Annotated in this window: 13 protein-coding genes; 8 read left to right on the top strand and 5 right to left on the bottom strand. The window is 74.0% G+C overall.

The window, feature by feature from the left end; genetic code table 11:
• The first annotated feature begins 179 nt into the window (after positions 1-179).
• The 5 genes from RVR_RS16935 (at position 180) to RVR_RS16915 (ending at position 6267) form a co-directional block, all read left to right on the top strand.
• A complete protein-coding gene (locus RVR_RS16935) occupies positions 180-1415 on the top strand; it encodes a radical SAM protein (protein WP_202234659.1) in 1236 nt (411 codons plus the stop codon).
• Complete coding sequence (locus tag RVR_RS16930) at positions 1412-2656, top strand: glycosyltransferase (RefSeq protein ID WP_202234658.1); 1245 nt, start codon at positions 1412-1414, stop codon at positions 2654-2656. Before RVR_RS16935 ends, RVR_RS16930 begins: the two co-directional genes overlap by 4 nt.
• A 268-nt stretch (positions 2657-2924) precedes the next feature.
• The gene (locus RVR_RS16925; protein ID WP_202234657.1) at positions 2925-3740 is read left to right on the top strand and encodes a class I SAM-dependent methyltransferase; all 816 of its coding nucleotides are present in this window, start codon (positions 2925-2927) and stop codon (positions 3738-3740) included.
• Between the two features lie 34 nt (positions 3741-3774).
• Positions 3775-5532, top strand: coding sequence for an MFS transporter (locus tag RVR_RS16920; RefSeq protein WP_202234656.1), 1758 nt, complete (start codon positions 3775-3777; stop codon positions 5530-5532).
• Positions 5533-5673: 141 nt separating this feature from the next.
• Positions 5674-6267: a snapalysin family zinc-dependent metalloprotease gene (locus RVR_RS16915; protein ID WP_202234655.1), complete on the top strand. Its 594-nt coding sequence runs from the start codon at positions 5674-5676 to the stop codon at positions 6265-6267.
• Between the two features lie 103 nt (positions 6268-6370).
• Here the strand turns inward: RVR_RS16915 and RVR_RS16910 are convergent, their stop codons facing one another.
• The 3 genes from RVR_RS16910 to RVR_RS16900 all read right to left on the bottom strand — a co-directional run bounded on the left by RVR_RS16910 (position 6371) and on the right by RVR_RS16900 (position 10950).
• On the bottom strand, positions 6371-7267 hold the full coding sequence (locus RVR_RS16910; protein ID WP_202234654.1) for a phosphorothioated DNA-binding restriction endonuclease: 897 nt from the start codon (positions 7265-7267) through the stop codon (positions 6371-6373).
• A gap of 146 nt (positions 7268-7413) precedes the next feature.
• Positions 7414-9204, bottom strand: a complete 1791-nt coding sequence (locus RVR_RS16905) for a choice-of-anchor P family protein (RefSeq protein ID WP_202234653.1) — start codon at positions 9202-9204, stop codon at positions 7414-7416.
• 516 nt (positions 9205-9720) lie between these two features.
• Positions 9721-10950 carry a metallophosphoesterase gene (locus RVR_RS16900; protein WP_202238715.1) on the bottom strand — a complete coding sequence of 410 codons (1230 nt, stop codon included), beginning with the start codon at positions 10948-10950 and terminating at the stop codon, positions 9721-9723.
• A gap of 505 nt (positions 10951-11455) precedes the next feature.
• On the opposite strand from RVR_RS16900, the gene RVR_RS16895 reads away from it, so the two are divergent.
• Positions 11456-12724: a chitinase gene (locus RVR_RS16895; RefSeq protein ID WP_202234652.1), complete on the top strand. Its 1269-nt coding sequence runs from the start codon at positions 11456-11458 to the stop codon at positions 12722-12724.
• Between the two features lie 111 nt (positions 12725-12835).
• On the opposite strand, the gene RVR_RS16890 is transcribed toward RVR_RS16895, so the two are convergent.
• On the bottom strand, positions 12836-13564 hold the full coding sequence (locus RVR_RS16890; protein WP_202234651.1) for a TetR/AcrR family transcriptional regulator: 729 nt from the start codon (positions 13562-13564) through the stop codon (positions 12836-12838).
• A 198-nt stretch (positions 13565-13762) separates the two neighbouring features.
• Here RVR_RS16890 and RVR_RS16885 point away from each other — a divergent pair, with 198 nt between their 5' ends.
• Positions 13763-14335: a hypothetical protein gene (locus tag RVR_RS16885; protein ID WP_202238714.1), complete on the top strand. Its 573-nt coding sequence runs from the start codon at positions 13763-13765 to the stop codon at positions 14333-14335.
• A 50-nt stretch (positions 14336-14385) separates the two neighbouring features.
• On the opposite strand, the gene RVR_RS16880 is transcribed toward RVR_RS16885, so the two are convergent.
• Entirely contained in the window at positions 14386-15858 is a 1473-nt protein-coding gene (locus RVR_RS16880; RefSeq protein WP_202234650.1) for an SNIPE associated domain-containing protein, read from the bottom strand.
• A gap of 550 nt (positions 15859-16408) precedes the next feature.
• Here RVR_RS16880 and RVR_RS16875 point away from each other — a divergent pair.
• A complete protein-coding gene (locus RVR_RS16875; RefSeq protein WP_202234649.1) occupies positions 16409-23305 on the top strand; it encodes a glycoside hydrolase domain-containing protein in 6897 nt (2298 codons plus the stop codon).
• Positions 23306-23339: the final 34 nt, after the last annotated feature.

The raw sequence follows: 23339 nt of genomic DNA, 5'->3' as shown, positions 1-23339 counted from the left end.
CCTTCGCGCCCGTACCGCCGTCGACGCACCGCCGTTGACGTACCGGTCCCGTCAGGCCCGGGCCGGGTGTGCCGCCGCGAGGCCGCGCACCCGGCCCGGGGCCGTCCTCCGGGGCCGCCCCGCGGACACGCCCAAGGTCCCGCCCGTCACGCCCCTCGACAGGAAGCCCACGGCGAACGATGAGAGTCCTCGAAGGAAAGTCCGGTGTCTGGTACCTCGGTCCCGGCTCGACCGTGCTCATGCCGAAGCGGTTCCACGAAGACGGGCGGCTGACCGCCGAAGGGCGCGCCGAACTGGCGCGGCAGGGCGTCGAACAGCCCAAGCCGGCCAGTCGCTACAGCCTGACCGTGGTCACCTCGACCGCCTGCAACCTCGGTTGCCCGTACTGCTTCCAGAACACCGAGGCGGCGCTGCCGGGCCGTTTCGACCCGCCGCGGATCGCGCGCGAAGTGCTCGACGGCGCCATGATCGACAAGATCGCCGCCTTCACCGAACCCCGCCTGCGCGCCACCGGACTCGACCGGCTGTTCGTGCTGCTGTTCGGCGGCGAGCCGCTGCTCAACCGCTGGGGCTGCGTCGAACTGCTCAAGCGGCTCTCACAGTTGGCCCCGCTGACCGCGTCCATGGTCAGCAACGGGGTGCTGCTGACGCCCCGGGTGGCCGGCAAGCTCGAAGCCGTCGGACTGCGTTCGGTGCAGATCACCCTCGACGGGCCGAAGGAACTGCACGACGGCACCCGCTTCACGCGCGCCGGCCGCGGCACCTTCGACAAGGTTCTGGCCAACTGCGCCGCCGTGCAGGAGTCCACCGGCCTGCGGCTGTCGCTGCGGCTGAACACCACCGCCGAGGGGCTGCCGCTGCTCGGCGGCCTCGTCGCCGACCTCGCGGAGCGGCTCGACGCCTCCCGCTGCAACCTCGACATCGCCCCGGTGCTCAACTACGACGGCATGTTCGACCCGGTGATGAAGCGCTCGGCCGACGACGTGGACGTGCTGCTGCGCGCCTACGCCGACGCCCTCGAAAGCGGCTTCTCCGTGGGCTGGCCGGGTGGCAGCGCGTGCGGGTTCTGCGGCGAGCGCGACGGCGGCACCGGCGCGGTGATCAACGCCGACGGCACCCTCTACAGCTGCTGGGAGACGATCGGCAAACCCGGGTACGAGGTCGGCAGCGTCGAGGACGGCTACCAGGAGTACCCCGCCGACCGCTGGGTGAGCTGCGGCGAGTTCGCGGTGAGCGCGACGACCGCCGCGCAGTCCCAGGCGTTCGACGACGCGTTGACCGTCGGGCTGCTGGAGATGCTGCGCACCCGCCGGCGCCGGCTGGCCGCCGTGGAGGCGGCCGAGCGGACGGGGGCCGAGAAGGCGGACCGGACGGCGGCGCCCGCGGCCGGACCGCTGGCGGTGACCGGCTCGTGAAGGTCCTGCTGTGCCCGCAGAGCAGCGGCGGCTTCCTCTACCCGGCGACGGCGGCGGCCCTGGAGCTGCACCGGCGCGGGCACGACGTGACGCTGTTCGCCGCGGGCGCGGCGGGACGGGCGGCGGCCGCCGCCGGAATCGCGGTCCTGCCCGCGCACCCCCCGGCCGCACCGCACGCCTTCGACGTGAGCCGGTGGTTCCGCGACGGTGAGTCGCAGTTCCGCGCCGTGTGCGACGCGGCGCGGGCGCTGCGCCCCGACGTCGTGGTGACCTCGGCGCTGTGCCCCGGGGCGCTGCTGGCCGCGGAGTACCTGGACCTGCCCGCGGTCGTGCTCGGCCTGGCCTGCCACCTGTGGCCGTACGCGGATCCGGGGCCGGGCGGTGACGGGGGCGGCGCCGGGTCCGACGCGGAGGACCGCGGTTGGCGGCTCGCGGAGACGCTGCGCCACCACCGGGCCCTGCGCGCGCGGTTGGACCTGGGTCTGCCGGAACCGGCCGACCCGGCACGGCAGTTGCTCGGCCAGGCGTTCCTGCTGCGCGGGCACCCCGACCTCGAACGGCCGGACGCGGTGCTGCCGCGGGGCGTACGGCACGTGGGCCCGCTGTGGTGGGAGCCGTCCGCCGAGTTCGACGCGCCCGCACCCGGCGGGGCGGAACAGGACGAGCCGGTCCGCGACTGGTCCGTACGGGACGCGTCCGGGAGGGATGCCGCGCCCCTCACGGACGACGCGCTCGCCGACCACCTCGACCGGGTGGGCAAGCCGCTGGTCTACGTCCACCTGGGGCGCACCTTCGGCGGGGAGAGCCTGTGGCCGTGGATCGACGCCGCCTTCACCGGTAGCGGCCACCAGGCCGTGGTCGAGCTGGCCCGCACCGACGCCCGCGCCCCCGCGCCGGGCTCCGACGTCGTCACCGTCCGCCGGCCGCGGATGGGCGACCTGCTGGCGCGCGCCGAGGCGGTGGCCGGCAACGGCACCAGCGCGCCGGTGCTCGGCGCGCTGGTGCACGGTCTGCCGCTGCTGCTGCGGCCCAACGGTGGGGAGCAGCGGCTGCTCGCCGCCGCCTGCCGACGTGCCGGGGTCGCGGCACAACTGCCCGAACCCCGCGCGGACGGCGACGCGTTGGGGCCGGCGATCGACGACTCCCGGTTGCGCGCGGCCGCGGGGGCCCTCGGTGCCGCGCTGGCCCAGGCGAAGAGTGCCACGGCGGCCGCCCAGGTGATCGAGGAGGCAGCCCGCTGAACCCCATCCCGGACGGCGCCGAACTCCCCGCGCGCGACGGACCGTCGGGCCCGCGCGGCGGTCCGTACGCGTGCGACCCGCGCGCGCGGGCCGAGGGGCGCCGCATCCCGTGGCCCGCAGCCGCCTCCGCGCCCCCTTCCGCCTCCGCGCCCCCTTCCGTACCCGCGCGGGCGGCCGTACCCGCCCGTCATCGTCGTCGCCGCGCCCAGCCGCGGCTTCAGAGCCGTAGCCCGCAACCCGCCCCGTCCCGCCGGACCGAGGAGCGCACGTGACCGCCACCGTCCCCGCCGTCCCCACCGACCACGCCGCCGTCGCCTACGACGCCACCGCGCCCTTCTACGACCTGCTGTCCCAGGGCGACGACTACACCGTCTTCGGCAACATCCTGGAGACGCTGATCAAGCGCGCCGACCCGCCCGGCACCAGGCTGCTGGACGCCGGCTGCGGCACCGGCCGCAGCACGGTCGCCTTCGCCGAGCGCGGGTTCGACCCGGTGGGCGTGGACATCAGCGCCGGGATGATCGACGTCGCCCGCACCAAGTACGCGGACACCGGCATCGGCTTCCACGTCCACGACCTGCGGCTGCCGTTCACCGCCGAGGGCACCTACGACGTGGTGCTGTGCATGAGCGACATCGTCAACTACCTCGCCGACCCGGCCCACCTGACCGAGGCGCTGGCCAGCATCGGCAGCGTGATGCGGCCCGGCGGCGTGCTGGTCTTCGACGCCAACACCGGCCGCGGGTACGGCCTGATGACCTCCACGCACGTCTACGAGTACGACGGTCTGTACGCGACCATGAGCGGGCGCTTCCTGGCCCGCGAGGGGGACCCGAAGCGGTTCCGGATGGTCATGAACGCCTTCCGCAACTCCGCCGAGCAGCCCGACGTGTGGCGGCGCGAGCGGGTCGAGCACCTCCAACGGCACCACAGCCGCGAGGAGTTCGCCGCCGCGTTGGACGCGGCGGGGCTGGACCTGGTGGCCGCCCACGGCCTGGAGCGGGACGGCTCGCTCTCCGACGACGTGGACGACCAGGCGCACACCAAGGGCCTGTACGTCGCCAGGCGCCGCGCGGACGGCTGAACCCCTCGCCGCACGGACGGGGTCCGCCCCGGCCGTGCGGCGCACCGCCGTTCGACCCGCCTGCACCATCCCGCCCGACCTGCTGTCCGACGCTCGCTCGTTCCTGCTCGCGCCCCGGGGGCATGACGTGATCAACCGCAGTTTCACCCTGATCTGGGTCAGCCAGGCGCTGTCCGACGTGGCCAGCGAGATGACGTCGCTCGCACTGCCGCTGGCCGTGCTGGCGGCGACCCGCTCCGCCGTGGACGCGGCGCTGGTGGCCACCGTCGTCGGCATCGCCCAGTTGCTGGCGAAGCTGCCGAGCGGGCTGATCGCGGACACCTACAACCGCAAGCGGCTGATGCTGCTGTGCGACGCCGCGCGGGCGGCGGTCGCGCTGCTGCTCGCCTGCGCGCTCGCCACCGGGAACCTCACCACGATCGTGGCGGTCGGCTCGGCGGCGACGATCGCGCTGTTCTCCTCGGTGTTCGGCCCCGCGGAGTCCGGAGTGCTGCGCCAGGCGGTGCCGTTGGAGCGGCGGCGCGAGGCGATCACCCGCAACATCGTCCGCAGCAACATCGCCATCGCGGTCGGCCCGCCGCTGGGCGGCATGCTGCTGGCGGCCGGGGCGCCGATGGCGTTCGTCGCGGACGCCTGCTCCTACCTGCTGTCGCTGGTGCTGGTGGCGCGGGTCGCCTACACGCACATCCCGCGGCCGCGCGCGGGCGCCGGCAAGGAGCAGGAGGCGGGCACCTCGGAAGGCACCTCGGCGGACAGCCCGGCGGGCGCCTCCACCGGAGGCGGCAGCGGCGCGGCGGCCGCGCCAGCGCATCCGCTGCGCAACACCGCCACCGAACTGACGCTCGGCTTCGGCTGGGTGTTCCGCCGCAGCGGCCTGGTGGTGCTGATCGCCTTCGCCGCGTACGTCAACCTGCTCGGCCGCTCCATCGAACTGCTCGCCGCCTTCGGCGTGTCCCACGACGGTGCCCACCCCGTCTCCGCCGGGCTGGTGCTCACCGCGGCGGGGATCGGCGGCATCGCCGGCGGGCTGTGCGCGGGGTGGATCCTGAAGCGGCTGAGGCCCACCACGATCATGGCGGCGGCGTCGGTCGCGTGGCTGCTGATGATGCCCTGCGCCTCCACCGGAGACGAGTTGACCAGCGCGGTGGCCGTCGGGCTGGTGGTGTTCTCGCTGCCGTCGGTCGGCTCGCTGGTGGGCCTGACGATCAGCGTGGAGGCCCCGGCCCACCTCCAAGGCCGGGTCGGCGGCGCGGTCACCCTGCTCGCCATCAGCATCGCCTGGGCGGGCCCCGGCCTCACCGGCTTCCTCATCGCCGCGCAGGGGCCGTTGACCGCGTCCGTGGTGCTGGCCGCGCCGATGGTGGCGCCGCTGATCGTGCTGGCGGCGAGCCCGCGGCTGCGGGCGGCGGTGGGCAGGATCGGGACCGTCGCGGCCCCCGACCCCGTGCCCGGGCCTGCCGCCGGGCCCGTGGCCGAGCCCGCGCCCGTGGTCGATCCCGCGCCCGGGTCTGGGTCCGGGTCCGGGAGCGGTCCCGCGCCGTTGCCCGGAGCCGTCCCGATCCCCCGGCACCCGGACACCGTGGAGCCCGAAGTGACCGCCGAGCAGGACGTGATGGCCCACGTCGAGGCGGTCGGCGCGGTGCTCGCGGCCGCGGCCGCGCCGGGCGAGGGCGGCGCGGGGGGCGGCCGGCCGTCGCCGGGGGCCGACCGGCGGTCCGTCCACCTCCCGGACGCCTTCGACCCGTTCACGGTGCTCGCGCTCGGCCTCGGCCGGGCCCGCCCCCTGCCGTGAGGCGGGGCGCGGCCGACGCCGGCTGCGCCGCGCGGGTGAGGGTTCGGTGAGGGCCGCCGTCGGCGTACTTGTGGAGGCACCGCCCGCGTGGTGCTCTTGTTCCTTCTGGTGCAACTGATGCCGAGGAGGCGCACGAGTCCCATGAAGAAGCGAATAGTCGCCATGGCGGTGCTGGTTCCGGCCCTGTTGGGCACGACGTGCGGTGTCGCCTCGGCGCAGCCCGCGCCGAAGGCGCCCTCGTCGGTCGTCACCCTGACCTACGACGCCAGCCGCGCGGGCCAGTGGTCGGCCGCGATCACGCAGGGCGTGCAGAACTGGAACGACGCGGTGCACAACGTGCACCTGGTGCCGGCGAGTTCGCCCGGCTCGGCCGACTACGTCTACGTGGCGACCAGCGGGTGGCCCGAGACGACGCTGGGACCGATCCTCCCCGGCGGCAGCGGCGAGGTGGAACTCGGCCAGGAGGCGGTGGACGAGGGCTACGACGTCACCCGCATCGCGGCACACGAGACCGGCCACATCCTCGGGCTGCTCGACGACTACACCGGCCCCTGCTCGGAGTTGATGTCCGGACACGGCCCCGGCACGTCGTGCACCAACGCGCTGCCGTCCGCCGCCGAGGCGGCGCAGGTCGACGAGAACTACGCGGACGGCGGCTCGGCCGCCGTCCGCCCGGACCACCGCCAGACCGTCGTCGACGTCTGGACCGCCCCGGTCCTGGCGGCGTCCCGCTGACCCAGGCGCCCCCGCCGGGCGCACCGCCCCGCCGCGTTCCGCCGTGCCGCGGCCCCGCCCCGCCCCGCCCTCGCCGCCCGCGCGGGAGCGGTCGTCCGCCGCCTCAAGCGGCCGTGGCGGGGCGGGGGTCGCCGTGGAAGACCTGGGCGGCGTGCCAGGCGCGGTGCGCGGCGGCGACGGGCCGCGCACCCGCCTGCGGGCCGAAAAGCGGCCGCCCGGACAGCGCCGTGACCTGGGCGCGCGCCGCCTCGCTGCCACCGACGAAGTCCTGCGAGACCAGAACGCGGTGGCCGTCGCCGACCCCGAGCACGCCCTTGTCCAGGAGCTTGTGGTGCAGCGAGCACAGGCACAGCCCGTTGTCGACGTCGTCCGGCCCGTCGAAGGCCCACCACCGCACGTGCGCGGCCTCCAACCCGACCGGGACCGCGCCGATCCTGCCGTCGTAGCCGCAGAAGGCGCACCGGTACTCGTAGGCCGTCAGCACCGCCTGGCGCATGCGGGGGTCGCGCTGGCGTCTGGGGACGGCCGGCAGCCCCTCGGTCTCCGCCGGCACCAGTTCCAGCCCGACGGCCTCGCACAGGTCGCCGTGCAGGGACGGCGGGAAGTGCAGGTCGAGCAGGACCCGGGCCATCCGGCCGAGCAGCGACGGCTGCCGGCGCAGCGCCGTCCGCAGCTCCGGCGCCAGCCGGCCCCGGGCGCCGGCCCGCCGCAGTTCCAGCACCCCGGTGCCGGGACTGCCCGGACCGCGGTCGGTGCGCACCTCCCACACGCCGTCGCTCACCAAGTGGTGGAAGGGGTAGGCGGGGGTGGTGCGGTGGGGCGGCCCGTACTCGGTCAGCAGCCGGGCGAGGTCCGCTTCCACGGCGCTGTAGGGCAGTTCGCCCTCGGCGTCCTGCTGGAAGCGGCCGAGGGCGTACAGCAGCAGCAGTGGCTTGTGCGGGGCGCGGGTCCCGTTCCTGGTCCACTGCCGAAGCTCGGCGACACGCTCCAGCCAGTCCATGACCTGTGAGCGTAGTCGTGGGCGCCGACACGGGTGCGCGGAGCGGGCGCGCCCGTGCCGGGAGGGGCGGGCGCGCGTCGCCCGGGGCGGCAGGGCGGGCTCGTGCGAGCGGAGTCCCCGGCGCCCCGGGCTGGTCGCGCGCGGCTTCAGGACGTGGCCGCCGGACAGGGGTCGGTGGCGGTGAGCAGCGCCGCGGTGCTCCGGGCGATCGTGAGGTGGACGCCCGTCAGGAGGGTCAGCGACAGCGCGGTCACGGTGACGCCCTTGCTCCCGGCCACGGGAGTCTGCTGGTTGACCACCAGGGAGCCGACCAGGGGCAGCGCGATGGCGGTGTTCGGTGCCGCGTCGGCGGCGACCGCCACCCCGGCGACGCGCAGGCCGGTGAGCGTGGTCGCGCCGGTCGAGGCGACCGGACCCGGCCCGGTGCCGGTGAGGTCCTGCCGTGCCCGGGCCGAGGTGCCGACGAGGTCCGCGGTGATCAGCCCGCCCAGCAGGTCGAGCCCGGTGACCTGGGCGTGGGCCGCGGCGGTGCGGGAGCCGTCGTCCCCGACGGTGCCCGAGGCGTCGGTGGTGAGCACCCCGACCCGCCCCACGGCGCCGAGCCCGGCGTCGAGCACCGAGTGCGCGTCCTCGCCCGGCAGCGGCGTGCAGGAGTGGGCGGAGGCCGGCAGCGGGCCGACGTCCAGCAGCGGGGAGGCGAGCAGCACGCCGTGCGAGCGCGCGTCGAAGACGGGCGCGGTGAAGGTCACCGAGGTGCAGCCGGGCAGGTCCACGCCGACGGGGTCGGCGATCCGGTCGGCGCACACCTGGTACGTCCCGCCGGTGAAGGAGGTGAGCCGGACCGTCGCGGTGCAGTCCCGCTGCCCCGCGGCCAGGTCGCCGCTGACGGTCACGGTGCCCTGCGCGGCGTCCGCGGTGGCGGTGCCCGAGCCGCAGTCCGTCGTGGCGCTGCCGGCGTCCAGTCGTAGACCGGCGGGCAGGTGCGCGGAGTAGGACCAGCCGTTCTTGGCGGCCAGTTCGCTGGTGTTGGTGACGGTGAAGGTCAGCGTGGTGGGCGCGCCCACGGGCAGGTCGGCCGGCGCGAAGTCCTGGTCGAGCTGCGGAGTGGCGTCCAGCAGGCGGACGTTGTCGATCGCGCCGTCGTTCCCGCCGCCGCTGGCCTGCTCGTTGACCAGCCGGATGCCGGCCGAGTCCCCGCTGAACAGCACCGAGCCGTCGCTGGTGTACGTGCCCACCGACGTGCCGCCGATGACCGCGCCCGGGTTCAGGCACGGGTCGATCGGCGTGCTGAACGCGGCGCGCGGGGTGGCGTCGTCGAGCAGGTAGAACGCGAGCAGCGGGTGGTTGGCGTAGCAGTTCTGCGCCGCCGCGTCGACGGAGAAGGTCAGGAACCGGTGGTCCGCGCTCAGCGGGACGGGCTCGGCGGTCTCCAACTCGGTGCGCCCGGCGCCCGGATCGCCGGACGTGTAGGCGGTGAGCGAGTGGTTGGTGGCCGCGTCGCCGCCCGCCCAGGTGCCGAGCGCGGCGGCCATCTGCTTGTTCGCGGCCCAGTAGCCGCCGCAGTTGGCGCCGGCCGGGGCCGAGGCGCCTGCCTGCTCCGAGACCAGCAGGCCGTTGCAGTTGGCCAGCCACGCCGGGTCGGCGGTGTACGTCTCGGCCAGCGGCGGCGCGCCGGTGTAGTCGGGCAGCGGCGTCACCGCGGCGCCCTGGCCGTGCTCGAAGTCCTCGGCGAACACGGTGGCCGGCGCGCTCGGCGTCCCGGGACTGCCGGGCGCGTTCGCCGCGGCCGGGCCGATCGCGGCGAGCGAGGCGGCGGCCAGTGCGCCGACGCCCAGCAGCGCGGTGGCGGCCCGCCGCCTCCACCGCCCCTGCGGGCGTCCGGCGCGCGGCCGGTGTCCCAACGTCGCGTCGGCGCCGCCGACATCGGTGCTTCTCATGCAGAACCCCTTCGCTCAGGCACACGGGTGGGCCGTCGAACGAAGCGCGCGGCGCGGCACGGCAGGCCGCACCGAACCGGCGCGACGGCCGTCAGCGGCCACCTTCCACGGCGGGGGCCGGTGCGCACACCGGCGCGTGGCGCTCCGCTTGGTGCACGGCCGGGGTACGCGCGCCGCGCAAGCCGGCGCACCGCACCTGGCACGGCGCCGGCGGCCGAGTGCACGCGCGGTGCCGAGCGGGCGCCGGCGGGGAGCGGGCGCCGGCGGGGAGCCGCGGAACGGCGTGCGCGCGGCGAGGGGGCCGCGTGCCGACGGGCGCGCCGGGGCGCCGCGGGGGTCACGTGGCGGCGGGCATGTTCCCGGCGCGGCACGGGCGTTGCGTACCCGCGGGCTCGGCGGGGCGTCGCGGGGGCGACGGTCCGGCGGAGGGTGCGGGGCGTACGGGTCCGGCGGAGGGTGCGGCGCGGCTGGTCCGGCGGAGGGGCGGGGCGTACGGGGCCGGGACCTCCCCGGCGCTCAGGCCGGGTCGGCGCCCGGCGCGCGCCCGGCGCCCTCCTCCGGGGCCGGCCGGAGGGTGAGGAGCGTGATCTCGCTCGGCGCGAAGACGCGGAAGGGCGGGCCCCAGAAGCCGGCGCCGCGGCTGGTGTACAACTGCGTGCGCTCGCCGTGCCGGCTCAGCCCGTGCACCACCGGCTGGTCGATCCGGACGAGGAAGTTGAACGGCCAGATCTGCCCGCCGTGGGTGTGCCCGGAGACCTGGAGGTCGATCCCCGCGGCCGCGGCCTGCTCGACGTACTTGGGCTGGTGGGCGACGAGCAGCACCGGGCGGTCCGGGCCCGCGCCCGCGAGGGCCTCCTCCAGGTTCGCGCGGTGTCCGGCGAGCCCGGACGACTCCGCCGTCACGTCGTCCACGCCCGCGAGGACGAGCAGGTCGCCGCCGCGCTCGACCGCCACGTGCCGGTTGTGCAGCGGCTCCCAGCCCAGCTCCGCCATGCGGTCCAGCCAGCCCTGCGCCTCGCTGAAGTACTCGTGGTTCCCGGTGACGTAGACCTTCGCCAGACGGGCCCGCACCGTGCCGAGCGGCGCCGACTGCTCCCGGCGCTGGACGGGGGTGCCGTCGGCGATGTCGCCCGCGTGCACCACCACGTCCGCGTCGAGCGCGTTGACCGCCTCGGTGACCCGCGCCGACCAGCGGGCCCGGTCGATCGGCCCGTAGTGGGTGTCGGCCAGGACCACCACGCGGGTCCCGTCCAGCCCGGCGCCGAGCCGCGGCAGCCGCACGTCCAGCCGCTTCACCCGGGGCACGCGCATGGCCTCGTAGTGGCCCCAGGCGAGCAGGACGGCGGCGACCGCGGCGACCGCGACGGCCACGATCCTGGCCCGGTCGCCGCCGGCCGCTCCGCACCCGATGAGCACCAGGTGCGCCAGGCCGCCCAGCACCGACCAGGTGAACAGCACCCAGACCGCCCCGAGCGTGCTGTCCGCGACGCGGGCCGCCCGGTCGCTGCGCCGCCGCCCGTGGCCTGCGGCCATCAGGAACGGGAAGGAGGCGAGCGAGGCGCCGAAGACGACGGTGCCGGCGAGGAAGACCGGCAGCGGCCAGTCGGTGCCGGAGCCGAACAGCGTCCACCACGGCAGGACGAACAGCAGCGCGAGGACGAGGAAGAACACGGTGCCGCCGAGACGCCGGCGCAGGGAGCCCCGGGGCCGGACCGCCTCCCCGCCTCCGGCGTCGGCCCCGGACACGGACGCCGCGACGGCCTCGATCTCCGCGGCGGGCTCGGGCCCGGCTGCCGTCGCCGCGGCGGGCTCGGCCCCGGTGTCCGCCTCGACGTGGGCTCCCGACCCGTCGTCCCCGGTCCGTGCCCCCGACCCGTCCCCGGCCTCCGGTGCCGGCGCGGCGGCCGCCGTGCTCCCGCCTCCGGCCGTCGTGCTCCCGCCTCCGGCCGCGTCGCTCCCCGGCTCCGCACCGCCGGTCCGCAGGTCCGTTCCCGACCGGGTGGATTCGTTCTCCGCCACCGCGCCGCCCCTCACATCCGCCACATCCGCCGTCCCACCGTCACCTTCCATCATCCGGCACGGCGCGGGTACGGCGCGTACCGGAATCCGTCCGCGGGGCCGGTGAACAGCCGTGCCAACGGGAAAAGTTGGTCTAGTCCTCTTGACGCGGCGCGCCTGCGCGCGGTTTGGTACGTACCAACTCAGGCCCGAGATGCACCTTCCCCCCACCACTTCAGCTTGAGGGGCTTTCATGCGCTTTGCGAAATGGGCGGCTTCGGCCTCCGCGCTCACGCTCGCGACCGCCGGTGCGGTCATCGCCCTCGCCCCCGCCGGCAACGCCGCGACGGCCGGCGACTACTCCGTGGCTCCCTACGTCGACATGTCGAACGGCCAGGAGGGCCTGCTCGACACCGCCATCACCGGACACGGCCTCACGTCCTACACCGCGGCCTTCGTGCTCGGTTCGGGATGCAACCAGATCTGGGGCGACACCCTCCCGATCGGTGCCGACTCCTTCACCGACCCGTTGATCGCCAAGGCGAAGTCCGAGGGCGCGTCGGTCATCATCTCCTCCGGCGGCGCGAGCGGGCTGCCGCTCGCCTGGACCTGTTCCACGCAGAGTTCGATCGACGCCGGCTACCAGGCCATCATCGACGACTACGGCGTCGACCGGCTGGACTTCGACATCGAGGGCGCCGCCATCGCGGACACCGCCGCCGCGGCCCGCCAGATGCAGGCGATGAAGGATCTCAAGGCGGCCAACCCCAACCTCCAGTTCTCGGTGACGCTGCCGGTGCTGACCAGCGGGCTGACCTCCGACGGCGTCAACATCCTCAAGGCCGCCAAGACCGCCGGGATCAGGATCGACACGGTCAACATCATGACCATGGACTTCTACGAGGGCACCGGCACCGAGATGGGCGACGGCTCGGTCTCCGCCGCCGAGGCCACCCTCGCCCAGATGCAGTCCGTCGACTCCGGCTACACGTACGGCAATCTCGGGATCACCCCGATGATCGGCAAGAACGACGACGGCTCCACGTTCACCCTGGCGGACGCGCAGACGGTGGAGAGCTTCGCCGCGCAGCACGGCGTCGGGCGGCTGGCGTTCTGGTCGGTCAACCGCGACCAGCCGTGCAGCGGCACCGCCAACTCCCTGTCCACGTGCAGCGAGATCAGCCAGAACAGCTTCGCCTTCACCGACGCGTTCCTCCCGTTCGCGGGCGGCTCCGGCGGCACTACGACCGGTGGCGCCACGACGGGCGGTACGACGACGGGCGGTACGACGACGGGCGGCAGCGGGACCACCGGCGGTACGACCACGGGCGGCACCGGGACCACCGGCGGCTCCGGCGGCACCACCTGCACCGCCGCGTCCTGGAGTTCCTCCCAGGTCTACACGGGCGGCGACACCGTCTCCTGGAACGGCCACGACTGGCTGGCCAAGTGGTGGACCCAGGGCGAGGAGCCCGGCACCACCGGGGAGTGGGGCGTCTGGTCGGACCAGGGCGCCTGCTGACCCCTCCTTCCCTTCCGCGGCCCGGACGGCCCGGCCCCGCTCCCGGGGCCGGGCCGTCCGCGTGTTCCGCCTGTTCCGCTCGTGTTGCGGGCTGCCGGGCGGCTCCCGACGTCAGGTCGCCCGGGCGGTCCGGTCGCCGCGCACCCGCAGGATGCCCTCGACGCCCCGCAGGAACGTCTCGGTGATCAGCTCGGGGTCGAAGAGGCAGCCCGCCGCCATCGCGCCGTCGCGCAGCATGACGAAGTGCCGGCCGGCCTCGTCGGCGGGCTCGTCGCCGACCCGCGCCAGCAGTCCGGTGACCGTCTCCAGGAACCACTGGCGGTGGGCCAGGACCGCCTGGTGGATGGGGTGGGCGGGGTCCGGGTACTCGGCCGCCGCGTTGAGGAAGGCGCACCCGCGGAAACCGGGGCTCCGGATGCCGTCGGTGATGAACCGGGCGACCGCCCGGACCGCGTCGGCCGCCGACGGCTCGCCTGCCGGCGGTTCGCCTGGAGCCGGCGCGCCCGTCGCCGGTCCGGCGTCCGCTGGTCCCGCGTCCGCGAGTCCCGCGTCCGCCGGTTCGCCGTCCCCCGGCCCGGCCGCCGTCCGCTTCCCCGACCGGGCGGCCTCGATCCCCGCCCGCATGCCCTGGTCGGCCTGGTCGATGTAGGCGAGGACCAGCTCTTCCTTGCCGGTGAAGTGCCGGTACAGCGTGGCGCGGGTGACCTGCGCCTCCGCGATGATCCGGTCGACGCCGACGGAGTGGATGCCCTCCGTGTAGAAGATCCGGGTGGCCGTGCCGAGCAGCCGCGCCCGGGCCGCGGACGTGCGCCTGCCGCCTCCCGCCTGCTCACTCGCCATGTCTGCTCACTCCTGTTCCTTCCTCCTGCGACCAGGTTACTCCAGCCATGAGGGAGAACGTTCGGTCTTGACAAGGGCGGCCCGGCGCCCTTTCATGGTGATGAGACCGAACGTTCTCCCTCATGGAGGCGGTGCCCCATGGCGCCCCCGCGCAACCGGACGAACGACCCCGACCCGCTCCCGCTGAAAGGCACTCCCGTGGACACCCTCGTCGGCACCACCCCCACCAGTTCCGCGACCCCCGCGGGTGCTCCCGCGGCCCTGCGGAGGCTGTACCTCCTGCGCTTCGCGTTCGCGGCGGTCTGGGCGGCCCTGCTCTTCGCGACCTCCGGGACGCTGGGCGCGCCCGCCGCCACGCTGCTGGTGGTCTATCCGCTGTTCGACGTGGCGTGCGCCGTCGTGGACATCCGCGCCGCCCGCGGCGGCGGCCAGCCGCCGCGCGGCCTTCACCTGAACGTCGCGCTCAGCGCCCTCGCCACCGTCGGCCTCGCCGTGGCCGCCACCTCCGGCATCCCCGCCGTACTGCGGGTCTGGGGTGCCTGGGCCGTCACCGCGGGCCTGGTCCAGCTCGTCGTCGGCCTCAACCGGCGCCAACTCGGCGGCCAGTGGGCGATGATCGCCAGCGGCGGCATCTCCGTCCTCGCCGGCGCCTCGTTCGTCGCCCAGGCGGGCAAGGACGACGCCTCCCTCCACACCCTGGCTGGCTACGCCTTCCTCGGCGGCGTCTTCTTCCTCGTCTCCGCCCTCCGCCTCCGCCGCCCCACGTCCTGACTCCGGGCCATCCCCGGGCGGCCCCGGGCCGGGCCCGGGGCCGCCCGGCCCTACGCGCCGGCCGAGGAGGTGCTCGCCCGCCACTCCAGGGCCTCGGGCTCCTCCGTGAACTCGACCAGGTGCTGCCCGGCGTAGCGGCGCAGGGCGTCACGCACCTCGGCAGGGGTGACGTGGAAGAACTCCTTGCGGCCGTTGACGCGGTTGACCCGGCGGGACGCGAACTCCTGGTGCAACTGGGTCTCGAGACCGACGGCGTCCTTGCTGAAGATCAGGGCGTGGACGTCGAAGCGGAAGGGTACGGCCGCGCCGCTGAGTTCCTGGACGCGTTCCAGGGGTTCGAGTCGGCGGGTCAGGCCGATCTTGACCATCCGGTCACCGAAGGCGCCGATGTTGGAGATGACGTACACGTAGCCCGCCCTGATGTTGGCGGCCCTGCTCTCCACGTTGCGCAGAGCGTCCTCGATCTCGGCCAGCTTGGCCTCCATCTCACCGACCGCCGCGTGGTCGCCCCGCTCCCGCAGGCGCTGGAGGGCCGCCTCGTAGTGGCCCTGTTCCTTCCGCAGTTTCTCCCGCTCGCGATCCAGCTCCCGCTGTACCGCGGCCTCCTCCCGCTCTCGGGCCCGCAGTTCGCGCTGCTCCTCCTTCTCCTCCTCTTTCTTCTGCAAATAGTCCGACGTGAGCTGTAGTTCCCGCACCCGGGCGTCGTGGTACCGGTCCGCGATGCGGATGTGCATGGTGGCGCCGAGCTTCGCGATGGTCTCCCGGCTCTTGTGGAGACGGTCGACGAGCGAGTCCAGGCGGTGGGGGCGCATGCTGCGCACGGCGTAGTCCGCCTCCGCGTTGTACGCACGCAGCATGAGCTTCGAGAAATCGCGGACCATCTTCTGGCCTTCACGCCTGGAGCCGTTGACCGACCAGTCCGTGGCGGCGAGTACCGCGCGCTTGGTGCGGGCCAGGTCCTTGATCTCCGCCTGGAGGGAGTCGAGACGGCTGCGGTAGGCGACGGCGTCGTGCAACTGGTGCCGGTAGGCGTAGATCCCGACCTCCTGGAGCAGCGCGGTCTCGTCCGTGGTGACGATCACGGCCCTCGTCGCGGCGAGGTGTGCCTGCGCCTCGTGGAGCTCGCGGCGCTGCCGGTCCGCCTCCTTCTGAAGATCCCTGGTCTCCTTCGCCGTCCGGCGGGCGTCGTCCAGGATGTCCTTGGCCACGTCCCGGGCGTCCTTGAGGACACCCTCGGCCTCCTCCTCCGCCTGCGCCCTCAGCGCCGCCGCCTCGGCGCGGACCTGGTGGACGAGGCCGGCGACCTGGGCGGCGTCCACCCCCTGCGTCCGTGTGATCCAGGCGCGCAACTCGGCGGCCTCCGAGGGGTCGTTGCGGCGCAGTCGACCGAACAGCCCGCCGCGCTGCGGGGGAAGAGCCGGGGGCGGAGCGGCCGCCGGTCCACCGTTCGGTGATCCCCAGGTGTTCCCGGCGCCGTTGTCCGGCGCGGACCACCCCGGCGGCGGATTGAAACGCTGCTCCATCGCAAGTCCCTCCGGTTTCCCCGCGCACCACCGCGCGCGACCCGCTCGACCCCCGCGCCGGCCCGACTCGTGAACAGCGCGGCACGGAGAGGGACATGCTCCCGGAGAATTCCGTCCGAAGCAGGGAAAATCATGTATACCGAGACCTTGTCGTGATCGGCCGTCCGGGACCGGGCCGATGTCGTCGGCGCGGCGACGGCCGCCGCCCCCACCGCGCACCTCCGGGTACCGCGCGGCGCCCGCCGCGCCGTCGGGGGCGGTCGGGGCGGCAAAGGGGCTGGTGAGGGGCCCACGCGGCGCACCAGGCGCAGGGGGCGCTCACGGAGCAGGAGACACGCCGCAGGCGAAGACGGGCACCCAATGTGCGGATTCTGTATAGACGCTGTACTCCTTCTCCGTGTCTGATGACGTCGTCCACCTAGCCGCGGGGGCGATCCCGCGTGCCCACCACCCGTCGCGTTCCGCACGTTCCGGATAGGGAGCTGACAACGCTGTCAGACTCCTCGCCGCTGCCGGGACGTCCGGGCGTGCCGCAACGCCGGAGAGGCCCATGCCCGCCAGATCCCGTCCACCCCTGCCCGACGCGACACCACCGGGTACCGGCCGCCGCCGCGGCCGGACCCTGCGCGCGGCGGTCGCCGCGCTGGTCGCCGGCGCGCTCGGCGCCGCCGCCCTCGCGGGTGCCGGCGCGGCCGCCGCCACCCCCGCGGCCCCCACCACGTCCGCCGGGAGCTCCGGCACCGACTACACCAAGCTCGTCGACCCGTTCGTCTCCACCGCCGGCGACGACGGCAACGACCTGCCGGGCGCCGAGGCACCGCACAGCCTCGCCAAGGTCAACCCGATGACCACGCCGGACCGCAACCACTCCGGTTACGACTACGACGAGGACCACATCGCCGGGTTCACCGCCACGGACCTCGACGGTGTCGGCGGCTCGGGCGGCGGCGGCGACCTGCTGGTCGTCCCGACGTCCGTGCAGTACGGCAAGCGCCCCGTGGCCAGCACCTACGCGCACCCGTACAGCCACGACGACGAGACCGCGACGCCCGGCTACTACCAGGTCGGGCTCGGCTCCGTCTCGGGCACCGACTCCGCGGTGACGCAGGGCTCCGGGAAGATCGACGCCGAGATGGCCGCCACCACGCGCACCGCGCTGGAGCGGTACAGCTTCCCCGCCGGGTCGGACCCCGAACTCGTCCTCGACCTCGCCAACAACTACACCAGCCGCACCCGCGCGACGATGAAGGCGACGACGCTGGCCGACGGCACCACCCGGATCACCGGGCTCGTCGCGGGCTCCTTCAACGGCGCCGCGTACCAGATGTACTACGCCGCCACCACGAACGTCCCCGTCACCTCGCTGAAGAGCTGGGGCAACGACGGCAAGCTGACCGACGCGACCGCCCAGGACGGCACCGACACCGGCGCCGTGCTCGGGTTCGACACCTCGGCCGGCAGCGACGTCGAACTGCGCATCACCCTCTCGCCGATCAGCGCCGACCAGGCGGTGACCGACCAGCAGAACGAGGTCGGCTCCCTCACCTTCGACCAGGCGCGGGCGCAGACGAAGGCGGCCTGGAACAGCACGCTCGGCGCCGTCGCCGTGCACTCCTCGGCGACGTCCGACCCCGGGTCGACGCTCACCAAGGAGTTCTACACCCACCTGTACCGGATGTACGGGCTGCCGGTGAACGCCACCAGCACCAGCGGGACGTACCGCGGTGTCGACGGGGCGGTGCACCGGACGAACGGGTTCACGTACTACGACGGCTGGTCGACCTGGGACGACTTCCGCAAGTACTCCGTGGAGGCGTACGTCGACCCGGCCACCTACCGGGACATGGTGCAGTCGCTCATCGAGCTCTTCGCCGACGCGCACACCTCCGGCAAGAGCCTCGGCAGCCTCACCCAGTCGGTGCCGACCGTGCGCTGGGAGCGCTCGGCGGTGGTGATCGCCGACGCGCTGTCGAAGGGCTACAAGAACTTCGACCGTCTCGACGAGGCGTACCCCGCGCTGATGGCGTACGCCGGGTACTACACCGGCGCCCAGCTCCGGCAGGGGTACGTCAGCGGCGACCCCGGCACGACGGTGCAGCGCGGCTACGACCAGTGGGCGCTGTCCATCATCGCCGGCGCGCTCGGCAAGGACGCGGACGCGACGAAGCTGCGCACCCAGTCGACGATGGCGATCGACAACCTCACGAAGTCCGGAGCCTGGAAGGCTCCCGACGGCACCGAGGTGGGCCTGCTCACCCCGCGCGCGACCGGCGGCGACTGGCAGAGCGCCGACTACGAGCAGTTCGAGGCGGCCGGCCTCTACCAGGGCACGCTGTGGCAGTACAACTGGTACGACGCCTACGACATGGGCGGCCTGATCAAGGCCATGGGCGGCGCCAAGGCGGGCAAGGACGCCGTGGAGCACATGTTCGGCGAGGACTCCACCGCCGCCGACGGCTCCACGATGCTGCACTCCAACGCCAACGAGATCGACCTCCAGGCGCCCTACCTCTTCAACTACGTCGGAGAGCCGAGCCTGACCCAGAAGTGGGTGCGCTCCATCTACACCGGCACCACCTGGAACCGCTACATCGCGACCGGCTCCACCGGCGAGGCGCCCAGCGCGAACGGTGAGTTCACCCCGCCGGTCGACACCCAGGTCTACAAGCTCGCCCCGAACGGCTTCCTGCCGACCATGGACAACGATGCCGGCACCATGTCGACCATGTTCGTGGCCGCCGCCCTGGGCCTGTTCCCGGTGACCGCCGGCTCCAGCCAGTTCCAGATCGGCAGCCCCTTCTTCGACTCGACCACCATCACCTACGCGGGCGGAACCTCGTTCACGGTGAAGGCCGACGGGGTCTCGCCGAGCGACTACTACGTGCAGCACGCGACCCTCAACGGCGCGCGGTTCGACAACACGTGGCTCGACTACTCGCAGATCATCGCCGGCGGCACCCTGGACTTCACCATGGGCGCCAAGCCCTCCACGTGGGGCACCGGCACCAAGCCCGCCTACTCGCTGGACACCGACACGGGCAGCACCGGCACCGGCACCGCGCAGGGCACCACCGTGGTCTCCGCCGCGCCGGCGACCCTGGCCACCGGCGCGGACGGCACCGTCAAGGGCGGCATGCAGCTGACCCTGTCCGGACCGGCGACGTTCGCCGCCCGCAAGGGCACCAGCCTCACCGCCTCGGGCGCGGCGAGCGTGACCGGCCTGCCGAAGGGCCTCACGGCCGACCTGCGCGTCAGCGGCTCCCGTACGGCGACGCTGTCGCTCAGCGGCACCGCGAAGGTCGACGCGCGCCTCGGCATCACCTTCGCCGACGCGGCCTTCGCCCACGGCACGCGGGCCTCGACGCTGACCGGGGCCGGGGTCTCGGCGACCGACCCGCTGATCGTCTCCGCCGCCGCGGTCTACCGCGCCTCCCTCGGCACACTCGTCGACGAGGCGTCCGTGGTCCGCAGCGGCAACTACTCCGAAGGCTCCTGGACCGCCTTCCAGTCGGCGCTGGAGCACGCCCGCAGCGTCCTGGCGGACACCTCCTCGGGTACCGGCACACTGATGGCGGCGCAGGACGCGCTCGACTCCGCGGCCGACGCGCTCACCATCGACGAGGGCGGCTACGCCGTCCTTCAGGCCGAGAGCCCCGACCAGAAGGACGGCCCCAGCCTGGTCAGCGAGGCGTACTACTCCGACGGCGACCTCGGCGGCGTCACCGACGGCGCCTGGGAGCAGTACGGGAAGCTGGACTTCGGCGGCGTCGCACCGCAGAGCATCTCGGTCCGCTACGCCAACTCGCAGGCCGCGGACGCGAAGCCGAGCAGCGTGGACATCCACGCCGGCGGCGCCGACGGGCCGGTCGTCGGGTCCGTCTCGCTGCCCGGCACCGGCGGCTGGCAGTACTACGCCACGGTGCAGGCGACCATCACCGACCCGGACCTGCTGCTGAGCGCGTCGTCGGCGACGTTCGTCTTCCACGCGCCGGCCGGGCAGAGCTGGGTGTCGAACTTCGACTGGTACCAGTTCTCGCCGAGCCCGGTCACCTCCTCGCCCACCACGACGCTCGCCACGCTGACCGCGCCGACCGCCACCGCCACCGGTGACGGCTCGCTCGCCCTCAACGTCACGAACGGCATCTTCGAGAACGTGACGAACGGCGCGTGGGCGGAGTGGAAGGGCACGGACCTCGGCGACGGCGCCGACACCGTGACCGTCAGCTACGACAAGCCCCAGTCGCGGGCCGCGTCCGACTCCCACATCGAACTCCACCTCGCCGCGAAGGACGGTGAGAAGAAGGTCGACATCCCGCTGGACTACACCGGTTCGGGCTGGGGGACCGTCTCCACCACGTCCGTGCAGCTCGACCCGAGCGTCTTCACCGGCGTCCAGGACGTGTACGCGGACTTCGTCTCCAGCACCCAGACCTCCGACCTGCCGTACGTCGCGAACGTCTACGCGCTGACCCTGACCCGGACCGCCGACGCGCCGGTGGGCTTCGACGCCACCGCGTTCACCACCAGCAGCGGCGGCACCCTCAAGAGCGAGGCGGCCGGCTGGACCGACGCCGGCTCGGCGACCGACCTCGGCGGCACCTACGACGGTGCCTGGCTGGCCTACGGCGACATCGACTTCGGCGCCTCCGGGAAGAACACCGCCACCCTCACCTACGTCAACAACTCCGCGCGCTGCGGCACCGGTTCGACCGTCCAGCTCTACCTGGACTCCTTCGACCCGGCCAACCCCGGCACGCCGTACGCGACCGTCCCGCTGCCGGTCACCGGCAGCGCGTGGTCGTCCGGGGGCACCACGAGCCTCACCCTCCCGACGTCCCTCACCGGCAAGCACGCCGTCTACCTGCGGCTGACCACCACCCCGGACGCCTCGCACCCCTACGTCGCGAACCTGGGCCGGGTCACCTTCAGCCACGTGGAGGCGCCCGCCGCGACGGACACCACCGCGCTGCGCAAGGCCATCGACCAGTACGCGGGGCTGGCCGGCAACGCGTCCCGCTACGACGCGATCGACTTCGCGGTCTACCAGCGCGAACTCGCCGCCGCCCGTGACCTCGTGGCCGCCGACGGCGCGACGCAGCTCGAAGTCGACACGCAGACGCGGACGTTGACCCTCGCCGCCGACCAGCTCATCCCGCTGCCGCGGCTGCGGCTGGAGGACCTGGTCACCACCGCCTCCGCGCTCGACGACGCCCGCTACACCGACGGGTCGTGGAAGAAGTTCACCGCGGCGCTCACCGCGGCGAAGACCGCGGTCGCGGACGACACGGCCACGGACGCGGCGCTCACCGCTGCGTACACGGCACTGGAACGCGCTCGGACCGGGCTCACCACGAAGCCCAAGGCGGTGCCCGACGTTCCCGCGGCGGTGTCGGCGACATCGTCCGGCACGAGCGTGACCGTCCGCTGGTCCGCACCCGCTGACGACGGCGGCTCGCCGGTCACCGGCTACCGGGTCAGTCTCGACGACGGCCACCAGATCGCGATCAAGGACCCGGACAGCCGCAGCACCACCTTCACCCGGCTGACCGCCGACCGGTCGTACACGGCGCGGGTCCAGGCGGTGAACGCGGTCGGCGTCTCGCAGAAGAGCGCCGCCACGGCGCCGGTGGCCGTCGGCGGCGGCAAGCCCGGCCGGCCGACGGTGACGAGTGTCGTCACCCACGGCAAGCAGGTCCGCGTGACCTGGAAGCCGGCCGGCAGCAGCGGCTTCCCGGTCCTCGGCTACGTGGTGACCCTCGACGACGGCACCACCGCGCACGTCCCCGGGACGGCGACCACGGCGCTGCTGACGGCCAGGACCAAGGAGAAGACGCACACGGCGACGGTGACGGCGGTCACCCTGGCCGGGACCTCGGACGAGACCGGGGACGCCACCGGCTCCACGGCCGACCCCGCGACCACGGCGACGCCGTCGGCGGCCACCGCGGTGGCCGCCGACGACTCCGACCCGTCGTCGTACACGCCGACACCCTTCCCCGACTCCACCCTCGACGCCGACTACGCGTCCGACGCGTGGCCCGCCACCGACGACGGGAGCGACTACTTCGACGACCTGCTCAGCGGCATCAAGGACCTGGACTCCGACATCCTCGGCGCCAACTCCAAGGTGCCGGCCGGCAGTCCGCTGACCGCCGAGAACGACGAGATCGCGGTGGGCATCAACAACGCCGCCTCGCAGGCCCAGGTGGACCGGGCCGAAATCGACGCGACGAACAGCCCCACCGTCACCATGGCCGACGGCCTCGGCTCGCGGCTGGGCCAGATCTACAGCGACGCCCTGAAGAACGGCGACCTGCCGAAGACCAACGCCCTGTTCGGCCGTGTCACCCAGGACATCGACACCCACGACGCGGCGAAGAACACCTACGGCTACCTGCGCCCCTACGTGCGGCTCGGGTTCGTCGGCGACGGCGGCGACGTCTACGAGTCGCAGGACGGCTCGTACAGCAGCCTGGCCACCAGCGGCTCGTACCCGAGCGGCCACACCTACGGCGGCTACGAGGCGGGGACCATCCTCGCCACGCTGCTGCCGGAGCTGGCGCCGTCGATCCTCGCGCGGACCTCGGAGTACGGCGACAACCGCATCGTGCTCGGGTTCCACTACCCGCTCGACGTCATGGGCGGCCGCATCACCGGACAGGCCACCGTGGCCCACCGGTGGGCCGACCCCGACTTCGCGGGGCTGCTGGCCCAGGCCCACACCGAGATCGAGAACGTGCTGCTCGCGCAGTGCGAGAAGGAGGGGTACGGCGACACGCTCACGGCCTGCGAGGGCGACGCGTACGACGGGCTGAGCACCGCGCAGGACGTCGACGTCTACACGCAGCGCCTGAGCTACGGGTTCTCCAGGACCGGCACCCCGGGACAGGCGGTGAAGGTGCCGTCCGACGCGGCGGCCCTGCTGGTCACGGCCTTCCCGGACCTCACCACCGCGCAGCGCACCCAGGTCCTGGAGCAGACCGCGACGGACTCCGGCTACCCGCTCGACCTCACCGCGGACGGCCAGGCGAGCTGGGAGCGGATCAACCTGGCGGCGGCCCTGACGGCGCACGTCGTGGTGAACGCCGACGGGTCGGTGACCGTGACGAACGTCGCGGACGCCACCAAGGCCAGCGTCGCGGACGCCGGCGCCCTCACGGTGGGCGGCGTCGCGATCGACGGGTTCTCCGCCGACGTCTCCACGTACGTGGTCGACTGGCCGAAGGGCACGAAGATCCCGTCCGTCACCGCGGTGCCGGCCGAGCCCGGCGAGCGGGTGAAGGTCACCGACGGGAGCCCGGTGCTCAGTTCGACCGGGTCGAAGCTCACCACCCGCACCGTCACGGTGACGTCGGCCAACGGCTCGGTCACCCGGACGTACACGGTCGGGTTCGCGCCCACGGCCCGGGACGGCCGTCCCTCCGCCGCGGGCGGCAAGGGGCACTGACCCCGCCGGTCCCCCCGCCACCCGGCGGGGGGAC

This window comes from Streptomyces sp. SN-593 (assembly GCF_016756395.1).
GTDB classification, from domain to species: domain Bacteria; phylum Actinomycetota; class Actinomycetes; order Streptomycetales; family Streptomycetaceae; genus Actinacidiphila; species Actinacidiphila reveromycinica.
The sequence above is the reverse complement of the archived record's forward strand: the minus strand, read 5'-3'. Positions and strand labels throughout refer to the sequence as shown.

Bases quoted from the DNA above. Each gene is read 5' to 3' on its own strand.
- RVR_RS16935 (WP_202234659.1), top strand. From the start codon at position 180: ATGAGAGTCCTCGAAGGAAAGTCCGGTGTCTGGTACCTCGGTCCCGGC.
- RVR_RS16915 (WP_202234655.1), top strand. From the start codon at position 5,674: ATGAAGAAGCGAATAGTCGCCATGGCGGTGCTGGTTCCGGCCCTGTTG.
- RVR_RS16910 (WP_202234654.1), bottom strand. From the start codon at position 7,267: ATGGACTGGCTGGAGCGTGTCGCCGAGCTTCGGCAGTGGACCAGGAAC.
- RVR_RS16905 (WP_202234653.1), bottom strand. From the start codon at position 9,204: ATGAGAAGCACCGATGTCGGCGGCGCCGACGCGACGTTGGGACACCGG.
- RVR_RS16895 (WP_202234652.1), top strand. From the start codon at position 11,456: ATGCGCTTTGCGAAATGGGCGGCTTCGGCCTCCGCGCTCACGCTCGCG.
- RVR_RS16890 (WP_202234651.1), bottom strand. From the start codon at position 13,564: ATGGCGAGTGAGCAGGCGGGAGGCGGCAGGCGCACGTCCGCGGCCCGG.
- RVR_RS16880 (WP_202234650.1), bottom strand. From the start codon at position 15,858: ATGGAGCAGCGTTTCAATCCGCCGCCGGGGTGGTCCGCGCCGGACAAC.
- RVR_RS16875 (WP_202234649.1), top strand. From the start codon at position 16,409: ATGCCCGCCAGATCCCGTCCACCCCTGCCCGACGCGACACCACCGGGT.